The following is an 11,214-nucleotide window of genomic DNA, read 5'->3' as shown; positions in this document are numbered from 1 at the left end:
GACGCGGACGACGGCGCCGGCGAGGAGGCTCCGCCGCGGCTCGGGGAGAAGCCCCTGACCGTCCGCGATCTGTCGGCCGTCACCCGGTGGGTGGCGGAACACTTCGGCGTCGGTGACGACCTTCGCCCCGAGGCGGTCCGGGTGCAGACCCGCACGGTGGCGCGCCGCAGGGCCGGCCGGTCCGGCGGGACGGACTTCCTGAACAGTTTCATCGCGGCCGACCTCTCCCTGGTCACCGGCCGCCTCGCCACCGAGGAGCCGGGAGCGGCCCTGCGCGCCTACCTGACCCCGGCCACCGCGCTGCTTGGCCGGGCCAGGGTCGACCTCAGGGAGAACCCGGACGCGGTGCTGAACGGCGTGCAGCCCGTGCACCTTCCCCTCGGCCGCTGGCCCGCGAAGACGGAGCATCCCCTGGTGCTGAGCCAGCAGTTCGCCGTCAACCGGATCATGGAGCAGCTCGCGGACACGGACGGCCTGTACGCGGTGAACGGCCCGCCCGGCACCGGCAAGACCACCCAGCTTCGTGACCTCATCGCCGCCGTTCTGGTCAGGAGGGCGGAGGCCCTGTCCGGACTCGGGCGCCCCGAGGACGCGTTCACCAGCCCGGCGCACCGCTGGAACACGGGTACGTACCAGCGCTCCGTCGCCCCGCTGAAGACCGAGCTGACCGGTTACGAGATGGTCATCGCGTCGGCCAACAACGGGGCGGTCGAGAACATCTCCACCGAGATCCCCGCGCTCGACTCCATCGCGGATGAGTGGCGTGAGGAAGCCGCCTTCTTCCCGGAGCAGGGGCGGCTCATCCTGGACGGCGCACCGGCGTGGGGGACCATCGCCGCGAAGCTCGGGAACAAGGGAAACCGCTCGGACTTCCGCAGCCGGTACTGGTTCGGACCGCCACGCGAGGAGCGGGCCGAGCGCGGTGAGGGCATGCGGGACCGGCTCCGGGCAGCCGCGGAGCGCCCGGGCGGGCAGACGGCCTGGCGGCAGTCCGTGGCCCGCTTCCGTGAGGCCCGGCAGGCCGTGCTCACCCTGCGTCAGGAGCGTCAGTCCGCGTTCGAGGCCTTGCGGGACCTCGGCACCGCCCGGGAAGCGGTCTCCGTGACCCGGCGGGCGGTCGCAGCGGCGCAGGAGGACCTGGCCGCGCTCGCGGAACCCGCGCGAGAAGCCCGCGAGGCCCGGGACCGGGCGCAGCACGCCCTGGCCGCCCCCGCGGGGCGCAGGGCGGAACACCGACGGCACCGGCCCGGCCTGGTCGCGGGCCTGTTCACCTTCGGCGCGGCCCAGCGCGACTGGCAGGCGGAGGACCGCCTTCTGGCCGAGGCCGAACAGAGCGCCCGTACCGCGTACGAGGAACAGGCGCGGGCGACCGCGGTCCTCGACCGGGCCGAGGCCGAACGCCGCCGCCTTCTGGCCGAAGCCCGACGTGCCTCGAACACGGCGGAGAGCCACCACGCCCACCTCCAGGAACGGGTGCGCGAAGCCCGCGAACGGTGGGGCCCGCAGCTGCCCTGTGGCGAGGAGCTGAACGGACGTACGCGGGAGGAGGCGCGCGAGCTCTCCTCGCCCTGGTCCGACCCGGAGTTCACCCGGGCCCGCACCCGCCTCTTCCTCGCCGCGATGGACCTGCACCGGGCGTTCATCGAGGGCGCCGCGGACCGGATGCGCAAGAATCTCGACGCCGCGATGGACGTGCTGTGCGGCGACGCACCCCGGACGCTCGGACCCGAAGTGGTGCGGGCCGCCTGGCAGAGCCTGTTCCTCGCGCTGCCCGTCGTCTCCACCACCTTCGCGTCACTGGACCGGATGTTCACCGGCCTCGGCCCCCGTTCGCTGGGCTGGATGCTGATCGACGAGGCCGGCCAGGCGACCGCGCAGATGCCGGTGGGCGCCCTGTGGCGGGCGCGTCGAGCCGTCATCGTGGGCGACCCGCTTCAGCTGGAGCCCGTGGTCACCCTGCCGCACACGGGCCAGCAGGCGCTGCGCCGCACCTTCGGCGTCGCCGAGGAGTGGGAGCCCTCCCGTACCTCGGCCCAGCGCGTGGCCGACCGCCTCAACACGTACGGCACCTGGCTCCCCGCTCCCCAGGGGGCGGAGGAGGACCGGGTATGGGTGGGTTCGCCCCTGCGTGTCCACCGTCGTTGCGACGATCCCATGTTCACGATCAGCAACGACATCGCCTACGACGGGCTCATGGTGCACGGCGTCCACCGCGCGGACGACTACGCGGTGGCACGTCGCAGTGTGTGGTGGCCGGTGAGCGGCGGTCGTGCGGCCCAGGGCAAGTGGTCGCCCGAGGAAGGGGAGTGCGCGAACGTCATCGTGCACCGGCTCGTCGACCAGGGCCTGGATCCCGAGCGGGAACTCTTCGTCATCAGCCCCTTCCGGGACGTGCTGACCGGCCTGCGCCGACACCTCTGTTCGGCGGTGCCACGGGACCGGGTCGGCACCGTGCACACCACGCAGGGAAAGGAGTCCGACGTAGTTCTGCTCGTCCTCGGAGCGGGCGGCGACAAGCCCGGGCCCCGTTCCTGGGCGGCTTCCGCGCCCAACCTGCTGAATGTCGCGGTCAGCCGTGCGCGCAGGCGCCTTTTCGTCGTCGGTGACCACGACGCCTGGCGCGGACTGCCGCACTTCGACGTGATGGCCGGTCAGCTGCCGTGCTTGACGGAGGACCAGCAGGCGGCGATGCGGGACCTGGCCCCGGCGAGACTCACCGAGGGTTGCCGCTGCCGGTAGCGGCGCGCGGGCTCCACCGCCTGGCGCAGATACCTGGACCGGCTTGCCCGGCGGGAGCGCCAGGCGGCCCTGCGGGAAATGGCGGAGGCCAAGGACGAGGTCTTCGCCCGACGCGCCGAGCGGGCGGCGCGGTTGGGCAAATGAGGGCGAGCGACCCGGTCCGGGAACGCCACCGCCCCCGGCGCTGTGCGGTGCCGGGGGCGGAGCTTCGTTCACACGGTTCGGCTCAGCGCAGCTGCTCGTACGCCGGCAGCGTCAGGAAGTCCGCGTAGTCCTGGTCCAGGGAGACCTGGAGCAGGAGATCGTGGGCCTGCTGCCACTTGCCGACGGTGAAGGTCTCCTCGCCGATCTCCTCGCGGATCGCGGCCAGTTCCTCGGCGGCGACCTGGCGGGCCAGGTCCGCGGTGGCGTGTTCGCCGTTCTCGAAGACCACGTCCGCGTTGATCCACTGCCAGATCTGGGAGCGGGAGATCTCGGCGGTGGCCGCGTCCTCCATCAGGTTGAAGATGGCGACCGCGCCCAGGCCCCGCAGCCAGGCCTCGATGTAGCGGATGCCGACCGCGACGGCGTTGCGCAGGCCGTCGTACGTGGGGCTCGCGTCGAGCGAGTCGATGGCGATCAGGTCGCCCGGGGCCACCGAGACGTCCTCGCGCAGCCGGTCCTTCTGGTTGGGCTTCTCGCCGAGGACCGCGTCGAAGGAGGCCAGGGCGATCGGGACCAGGTCGGGGTGGGCGACCCAGGAGCCGTCGAAGCCGTCGTTCGCCTCGCGGTCCTTGTCCGCCTTGACCTTCTCGAAGGCGACCTTGTTGACCTCGGCGTCGCGGCGCGAGGGGATGAAGGCCGCCATGCCGCCGATCGCGTGCGCGCCGCGCTTGTGGCAGGTGCGGACCAGGAGTTCGGTGTACGCCCGCATGAACGGGGCGGTCATCGTCACCGCGTTGCGGTCCGGCAGGACGAACTTGGCGCCGCCGTCACGGAAGTTCTTGACGATGGAGAAGAGGTAGTCCCAGCGGCCCGCGTTCAGCCCGGCGGCGTGGTCGCGCAGCTCGTAGAGGATCTCCTCCATCTCGTACGCGGCGGTGATCGTCTCGATCAGGACGGTCGCGCGGACCGTGCCCTGCGGGATGCCGACGTAGTCCTGGGCGAAGACGAAGATGTCGTTCCAGAGACGGGCCTCCAGGTGCGACTCCGTCTTCGGCAGGTAGAAGTACGGGCCCTTGCCGAGGTCGATCAGGCGCTGCGCGTTGTGGAAGAAGTAGAGGCCGAAGTCGACCAGCGCGCCGGGCACGGAGACGCCGTCCAACTGGAGGTGGCGCTCCTCCAGGTGCCAGCCGCGCGGGCGCATGACGACCGTGGCCAGCTCGTCGGCGGACTTCAGGGCGTACGACTTGCCGGACTTCGGGTCGGTGAAGTCGATGCGGCGCTCGTAGGCGTCGGTGAGGTTGAGCTGGCCGAGGACGACGTTCTCCCAGGTGGGGGCGGACGCGTCCTCGAAGTCGGCGAGCCAGACCTTCGCGCCCGAGTTCAGGGCGTTGATGGTCATCTTGCGGTCGGTCGGACCGGTGATCTCCACCCGGCGGTCGCTCAAAGCGGCCGGAGCCGGCGCGACCTTCCAGGAGTCGTCCGCGCGGACCGCCGCCGTCTCGGGCAGGAAGTCCAGCGTGGAGGTACGGGCGATCTCGGCGCGGCGCTCCCCGCGCCGGGCGAGCAGCTCATTGCGGCGCGGGGTGAACTGCCGGTGCAGCTCGGCCACGAACGCGAGGGCCGCGTCGGTCAGGACCTCTTCCTGCCGGGGCAGGGGCTCGGCATCGACGATGGCCAGCGTGGACGGCGCTGGTGCGGACATGAGCTGTCACTCCTTCAGCGGGCGGCGGCGTCATGGCCGCCGGGTCGCCTGATACGGCACGGCGTGCCATGGCTCCGAGATACGGCCGTGGGCGCCGTCTGAGGTTCAGAGGGCTTCTGACCAGTGGATAGTAGTTTCCTCATGGTGGAAGTTCAATGGTTTGTTGATGTCGAGATTCTCCGGGTCGACAGAAACGGGCCGTCAGCGGCGCAGCGTGCCAGCGCGGCCACGGACTGTTGAGCGGCGAGCGGCGGCCCATCCCGGGGCGGCTCCGGTCACTCCAGATGCCTGAGGTCCTGCGAGGTGTCGATGTCGTACGCCTCCGCCACATCCGAACACTCCACGAGCGTGATCGCATCGCGGTGCTCCCGCAGATACACCCGCGCGCCCTGGTCGCCCACCGCCCCCGCGGCGATGCCCCTCCACCGGTCCGCCCCGAACAGCACCGGATGGCCCCGCTCCCCGCCGTACGAGGCGGCCGCCAGGCTCAGCCGCGAGCGGTACGCGAGACGCACCCGCGCCACCGCCTCCGCGCCGATCCCCGGCTGATCGACCAGAAGAACGAGCGCCGCATCCGCGTCCGTCGCGCTCAGGGCGGCCAGCCCCAGCCGGAGCGAGGAGCCCATGCCCTCCTCCCAGCCCGGGTTCACCGCCACCGCGCACCCCGTGAGATCCGCCCGGGCCCGCACCTCGTCGGCCGCCGCACCCAGCACCACGTGCAGCGGGCCGCAGCCGCCGTTGCGCAGGGAGCGCAGCGCGTGCTCGACCAGCGGGCGGCCCCGGTGCTCCAGCAGCGCCTTCGGGCGACCGCCGAGCCGACGGCCCCCTCCGGCGGCCAGCAGCACCCCCGCGACCTTGGGGTTCTTCGCCGTGCGCGGACTGTCCTTCGCCATGTCCTCAACCATGAGGTCTGGATACCACTCGGGCCTTCGCACACGCGACACGCATGTCACCCTCAGGGGTAACCCTGATTTCTTTCCGTGGGCTGGCGCGCACTGCCTGTTATGGCGTTAACTTGCGGGCGAACCCGGGGACTTGGCCACCACCCGGATTCGGGGGAGACACCGGCACAAAGACGTGCGAGGGGGAGTGCTGTGTTGCGAAGCGTGGGGCAGAAGCGGCTGACCGGCAGCGGCGAGGACCCGAGGGTGGCCGAGCTGCGGATGGCCGTCTCCCGGCTGCGCCGGGAGCTGGCGAATCTCCCGACCGAATTTCCCGACCGGCCGATCGCCGAGGACGAGCTGGCGGCCCTGGACGCCATGGCCGTCAGCGGGGTGCCGGAGATCCCTCGGATGCGCCGCTCCCTGCTGCTGATCGCGGGGGCGATCGGCTCGGTGAGCGCGGTGGCCGCCGCCCTGCGCGAGGTGCGCAACGCGGTCGACCTCTTCGGCGAGCCCCCGCGCGGGTGAGCGCCCCGCGGAGCGTCCGGGCGGTTGTCCCACCGGGCGTGTCCCGTCAGCGGCGGATGAGCCTGCGGGCCGTGGCCGCCGCGACCGCCGACGTACGGGAGTCGACGCCCAGCTTGGCGTAGATGTGCACCAGGTGGGACTTCACCGTCGCCTGGCTCAGGAACAGCCGCGTGCTGATCTGCAGGTTCGACAGGCCCGCCCCGACCAGCTGGAGCACCTCCAGCTCCCGCCGGGTCAGCGCCTCGGCCGGGGTGCGCATCCGGTCCATCAGCGTGCGCCACCGAGGGCGCCAGCGCGGAGCGGCCCGCCGCCGCCGTGCGCACCGCGGCCGCCGGCTCCTGCGGCGGTGCGTCCTTGAGCAGATAGCCGCTCGCCCCGGCCTCGACCGCCGCCAGGATGTCCGCGTCGGAGTCGTAGGTGGTGAGGATCAGGACGCGTGGGCCGCCCGCCCCGGCGGTGATCGTCGCCGTGGCCTCCGAGCCGTGCACCCCCGCACCGAACTGGAGGTCCATCAGCACCACGTCGAAGCCGCCCCCCGCCGCCAGGGCGACGGGCTCCTCGGCGGTGGCCGCCTCACCGGCGACCCGGAGGTCCGGCTCGGTGTCCAGCACCGCGCGCAGCCCCGCCCGGACCACCGGATGGTCGTCCGCGAGCAGCAGCCGGATCGCCTCCCCGCCCCCGTCGTTCATGCGGTCACCCCGGACTCCGGCGAGGTCGTCGTGGCCGGGACGCCGACCGCCGGTCTCGGCCGGGGCGGGCGGGCGGCCCTGCGCCGGGACCACATCGGGATCGTGTTCCAGCAGCCCAACCTGCTGCCGTCGCTGACCGCCGCCGAACAGCTCCAGGTGATGCGCCACCTGCCCGGGGGGCCCGCCCGCAGCGCCCGCCGCCGGGCCCTGGAGCTGATGGACGCGGTCGGCCTGGCCGACCGCGCCGACCGGCGGCCGCACCAGCTCTGGGGCGGTAAGCGCCAGCGGATCAACATCGCGCGGGCCCTGATGAACGAACCGGCGGTCCTGCTCGTCGACGAGCCGACCAGCGCCCTCGACCACGTACGCGGTGCGGCCGTGCTCGACCTGCTGGTCACCCTGACCCGGGAGCGCGCCACCGCCACGGTGCTGGTCACGCACGACCTGGCGCACCTGGAGCGGATGGACCGCACGGTGACGATGGACGACGGGCGGCTGACGGTCCCGGCGCACGTCTGACCGGCCGTGGGGCCGCCGACGCCGGCCGCCGGCGCGGGTCGATGGGAGCGGCCGCCGGGCACGGGGCCCACGCCCGGCGGCCCGCGCCCGCCAGCCCCGCGCCCCGCCGGCTCAGCCGCCGTTCGTGCCGCTGCTCGCCAACGCCTCGGAAAGCTCCCCCGCGACCTGCTGGAGGATCGGCACGATCCGCTCCGTGGCCGCCTCCGTGACGCGTCCCGCCGGGCCCGAGATGGAGACCGCGGCCGAGGTGGGGGAGTTCGGTACGGAGACCGCGAGGCACCGCACCCCTATCTCCTGCTCGTTGTCGTCCACCGCGTATCCGGCGCGGCGCACCTGCTCCAGGGCGTCGAGGAAGCCCTCCGGCGTGGTGATCGTCTTCTCCGTGGCGGCGGGCATGCCCGTACGCGCCAGGAGCGCGCGGACCTCGTCGGCGGGGGTGTGCGCGAGGAGCGCCTTGCCCACGCCGGTGGAGTGGGGAAGGACACGCCGGCCGACCTCGGTGAACATCCGCATGGAGTGCTTGGACGGCACCTGGGCGACGTAAACGATCTCGTCGCCGTCCAGCAGCGCCATGTTTGCCGTCTCGCCGGTCTCCTCGACCAGCCGGCTGAGGTAGGGGCGGGCCCAGGTGCCCAGCAGCCGGGAGGCGGACTCGCCGAGCCGGATCAGCCGGGGACCGAGTGCGTAACGCCGGTTGGGCTGCTGGCGTACGTACCCGCAGACCACCAGGGTGCGCATCAGCCGGTGGATGGTCGGCAGGGGCAGGCCGCTGCTCGCGGACAGCTCGCTCAGCCCGACCTCGCCCCCGGCGTCGGCCATCCGCTCCAGCAGATCGAAGGCGCGCTCAAGGGACTGCACCCCACCGCTGGAACCGGAGGGCTTGGAGTCGGCTGTGCTGGCGTGGGACGGCGGCACGTCAACGGTCCTTTCGAAGCGGAAGGCAAGGCAGCAGCCTACCGGGCGGTTCCCGAGCGGCCCACAGCTCCCCGGTCGGCGTCCGTGCCGGTCAGGGCCTGTTTTGTCCGGGTGCCGACGGTCGGTTCGGACGGCTCGGCGCCGCCCCTCCTGGCCCATGCTACGTTCCGTAGTTCGAAATATGACTTTTACTTTGTGGAAACCTCCAGTCGAGGTGGCGGGGCCGGTCCATCGGACCCCCGTGCCGGAAGGTGGGTCTTGACGAGGGCGTTTCCCGAGTGAAGACTCCATCGAAGCTTCAACAGTTCGTTGAATTCCTGAGCTCGTTGAACGCCTGTTGTGATCATTTTGGAGTGAAGGAGCACGGGTGTCCGGTGTGGACGTGAACCTGGTACTGCGCTCGACGCGCGTCGTCACCCCCGAGGGCACCCGCCCGGCGGCGGTCGTCGTCGCGGGCGGGACGATCGACGCGGTCCTGCCGTACGACGCCGAGGTGCCCGCTGGCGCCCGCCTGGAGGACTTCGGCGACGACGTCCTGCTGCCCGGCCTGGTCGACACCCACGTCCATGTGAACGACCCCGGCCGCACCGAGTGGGAGGGCTTCTGGACCGCCACCCGCGCGGCCGCCGCGGGCGGTATCACCACGCTCCTGGACATGCCGCTCAACTCGCTGCCGCCGACCACCACCGTCGAGAACCTGCGGACCAAGCAGCAGGTCGCGGCCCCCAAGGCGCACGTCGACACCGGCTTCTGGGGCGGCGCGATCCCGTCCAACGCCAAGGACCTGCGCCCGCTGTACGAGGCCGGGGTCTTCGGCTTCAAGTGCTTCCTGTCGCCCTCCGGCGTCGAGGAGTTCCCGGAGCTGGACCAGGAGCAGCTGGCCCGCTCCATGGCGGAGATCGCCGGGTTCGGCGGACTGCTCATCGTCCACGCCGAGGACCCGCACCACCTGGCCGACGCCCCGCAGCGCCCCGGCCCCGCCTACGCCGACTTCCTCGCCTCCCGCCCGCGCGACGCCGAGAACACCGCGATCGAAGGGCTCATCGCCCACGCCAAGCGGCTGAACGCCCGCGTCCACGTCCTGCACCTCTCCTCCAGCGACGCGCTGCCGCTGATCGCCGCCGCGAAGCGCGAGGGCGTCCGCGTCACCGTCGAGTCCTGCCCGCACTTCCTCACCCTCACCGCCGAGGAAGTCCCGGACGGGGCAACCGAGTTCAAGTGCTGCCCGCCCATCCGTGAGGCCGCCAACCAGGACACCCTGTGGGCCGGGCTCGCCGACGGCACGATCGACTGCATCGTCAGCGACCACTCGCCCTGCACCACCGACCTCAAGACCCCGGACTTCGCTTCCGCCTGGGGCGGCATCTCCTCCCTCCAGCTCGGCCTGCCCGCCATCTGGACCGAGGCCCGCAAGCGCGGCCACTCCCTCGACGACGTCGCCCGCTGGATGTCCGCCGCACCCGCCGAGCTGGCCGGACTGAGCCGCAAGGGCGCCATCGAGGCCGGCCGCGACGCCGACTTCGCGGTCCTCGCCCCCGAGGCGACCTTCACCGTCGACCCGGCCGAGCTGTTCCACCGCAACCAGGTCACCGCCTACGCCGGGAAGACCCTGCACGGCGTGGTCCGCTCCAGCTGGCTGCGTGGCGTCCGCATCGCCTCCGACGGCGTCCTCGCCGAGCCCACCGGCCGCCTCCTCGAACGGGACCACTGACCGCGCCCGCCTCCTCGAACGGGACCACTGACCGCGCCCGCCGGTCCACTCCTCGATCGAGACTCCTGACCGTTCCCGAAAGGAACCCCGACCATGACGGACGCCGCGATACCCCGCTTCACCGGTGATGCCAGCCCCTACGGCGGCGGCGACCCGTACGCCGACCACCGCACCGCCGACTTCCCCTTCACCCACCTCGTCGACCTGGCCGACCGCCGCCTCGGCGCCGGGGTCATCGCGGCCAACGACGAGTTCTTCGCCGAGCGCGAGAACCTGCTCAAACCCGAGCCCGCCGTCTTCGACCCGGAGCACTTCGGGCACAAGGGCAAGATCATGGACGGCTGGGAGACCCGCCGCCGACGCGGCGTCAGCGCCGCCGAGCCGCACCCCACCGCCGACGACCACGACTGGGCCCTCGTCCGCCTAGGCGCACCCGGTGTCATCCGGGGCATCGTCCTGGACACCGCCCACTTCCGCGGCAACTACCCGCAGGCGGTCTCCGTCGAGGCCGTCTCGCTGCCCGGCTCCCCGTCCCCCGAGGACCTCCTCGCCCCCGACGTGAAGTGGACGACTCTCGTCCCCCGTACGGCGGTCGGCGGCCACGCGGCCAACGGCTTCGCCGTCGACGCCGAGCAGCGCTTCACGCACCTGCGGGTCAACCAGCACCCGGACGGCGGGATCGCCCGGCTGCGCGTGTACGGAGAGGTCGCCCCCGACCCCGCCTGGCTCGGCGCGCTCGGTACGTTCGACCTCGCCGCCCTGGAGAACGGCGGCCAGGTCGAGGACGCCTCCGACCGCTTCTACTCCCCGGCCACCAACACCATCCAGCCCGGCCGCTCCCGCAAGATGGACGACGGCTGGGAGACCCGCCGCCGGCGCGACAAGGGCAACGACTGGATCAGTTACCGCCTCGCCGCCCGGTCCGGGATCCGGGCCGTCGAGATCGACACCGCCTACCTCAAGGGCAACTCCGCGGGCTGGGCGAGCCTTTCCGTACGGGACGGCGAGGGCGGCGACTGGACGGAGGTCCTGCCCCGGACCCGCCTCCAGCCCGACACCAACCACCGCTTCGTCCTGGACGGCACCGTCCGGGCCACTCACGTACGGGTCGACATCTTCCCGGACGGCGGCATCTCCCGGCTCCGGCTGTACGGATCGCTCACCGACGAGGGCGCCGCCGCCCTGGCGGCCCGTCACCGGGAGCTCGGCGGCTGATCCGGGAGAGGCCCGGTACGGGCGGCACCGCGGTCGCAGGGGGATCGCGGTGTGCCCGGCCGGTCCCGTTACGTGAGGGTGTGTCACCCTGGTCGGGGTGTGGGGAGCGGGCCCGAGGAGCAGGCGAACCGCACCTTCGGTGTTTCCGACGTTCCGACGCCCTGACCAGGA

At 72.5% G+C, this 11,214-nt stretch carries 9 protein-coding genes and 2 pseudogenes; 6 read left to right on the top strand and 5 right to left on the bottom strand.

Features of this window, described 5'->3' with window-relative positions; genetic code table 11:
* Both ACFWM7_RS02315 and ACFWM7_RS02310 read left to right on the top strand, forming a co-directional pair.
* The coding region (locus tag ACFWM7_RS02315; RefSeq protein WP_383254057.1) for a DEAD/DEAH box helicase at positions 1–2,739 on the top strand (2,739 nt) is incomplete at its 5' end.
* A gap of 30 nt (positions 2,740–2,769) precedes the next feature.
* A pseudogene (locus tag ACFWM7_RS02310) lies at positions 2,770–2,883 on the top strand (peptide deformylase); the annotation flags it as partial.
* An 82-nt stretch (positions 2,884–2,965) separates the two neighbouring features.
* On the opposite strand, the gene aceB reads toward ACFWM7_RS02310, so the two are convergent.
* Both aceB and ACFWM7_RS02300 read right to left on the bottom strand, forming a co-directional pair.
* Complete coding sequence (gene aceB / locus ACFWM7_RS02305) at positions 2,966–4,585, bottom strand: malate synthase A (protein WP_383254054.1); 1,620 nt, start codon at positions 4,583–4,585, stop codon at positions 2,966–2,968.
* A gap of 275 nt (positions 4,586–4,860) precedes the next feature.
* On the bottom strand, positions 4,861–5,478 hold the full coding sequence (locus tag ACFWM7_RS02300) for an NTP transferase domain-containing protein (protein WP_383254049.1): 618 nt from the start codon (positions 5,476–5,478) through the stop codon (positions 4,861–4,863).
* Positions 5,479–5,691: 213 nt separating this feature from the next.
* On the opposite strand from ACFWM7_RS02300, the gene ACFWM7_RS02295 reads away from it, so the two are divergent.
* On the top strand, positions 5,692–5,994 hold the full coding sequence (locus tag ACFWM7_RS02295) for a DUF5955 family protein (protein WP_383254068.1): 303 nt from the start codon (positions 5,692–5,694) through the stop codon (positions 5,992–5,994).
* Positions 5,995–6,040: 46 nt separating this feature from the next.
* On the opposite strand, the gene ACFWM7_RS02290 is transcribed toward ACFWM7_RS02295, so the two are convergent.
* Together ACFWM7_RS02290 and ACFWM7_RS02285 are read right to left on the bottom strand one after the other, a co-directional pair.
* On the bottom strand, positions 6,041–6,262 hold the full coding sequence (locus ACFWM7_RS02290) for a response regulator transcription factor (RefSeq protein ID WP_383254046.1): 222 nt from the start codon (positions 6,260–6,262) through the stop codon (positions 6,041–6,043).
* A gap of 115 nt (positions 6,263–6,377) precedes the next feature.
* Positions 6,378–6,605: pseudogene (locus ACFWM7_RS02285) on the bottom strand (DNA-binding response regulator); the annotation flags it as partial.
* Between ACFWM7_RS02285 and ACFWM7_RS02280 the strand changes: the two are divergent.
* Complete coding sequence (locus ACFWM7_RS02280) at positions 6,495–7,202, top strand: ABC transporter ATP-binding protein (RefSeq protein ID WP_383254066.1); 708 nt, start codon at positions 6,495–6,497, stop codon at positions 7,200–7,202. The pseudogene ACFWM7_RS02285 and the gene ACFWM7_RS02280 overlap by 111 nt on opposite strands.
* A 111-nt stretch (positions 7,203–7,313) precedes the next feature.
* Here the strand turns inward: ACFWM7_RS02280 and ACFWM7_RS02275 are convergent, their stop codons facing one another.
* Positions 7,314–8,117 (bottom strand): IclR family transcriptional regulator, encoded by an 804-nt coding sequence (locus ACFWM7_RS02275; RefSeq protein WP_383254044.1) that lies wholly within the window; start codon positions 8,115–8,117, stop codon positions 7,314–7,316.
* Positions 8,118–8,484: 367 nt separating this feature from the next.
* Here ACFWM7_RS02275 and allB point away from each other — a divergent pair, with 367 nt between their 5' ends.
* Together allB and alc are read left to right on the top strand one after the other, a co-directional pair.
* Positions 8,485–9,828, top strand: a complete 1,344-nt coding sequence (allB, locus tag ACFWM7_RS02270; protein ID WP_383254042.1) for an allantoinase AllB — start codon at positions 8,485–8,487, stop codon at positions 9,826–9,828.
* A gap of 93 nt (positions 9,829–9,921) precedes the next feature.
* Positions 9,922–11,043, top strand: coding sequence for an allantoicase (gene alc / locus ACFWM7_RS02265; protein ID WP_383254040.1), 1,122 nt, complete (start codon positions 9,922–9,924; stop codon positions 11,041–11,043).
* Positions 11,044–11,214: the final 171 nt, after the last annotated feature.

The organism is Streptomyces sp. NPDC058375 (assembly GCF_042723425.1).
GTDB classification, from domain to species: domain Bacteria; phylum Actinomycetota; class Actinomycetes; order Streptomycetales; family Streptomycetaceae; genus Streptomyces; species Streptomyces durocortorensis.
The sequence above is the reverse complement of the archived record's forward strand: the minus strand, read 5'-3'. Positions and strand labels throughout refer to the sequence as shown.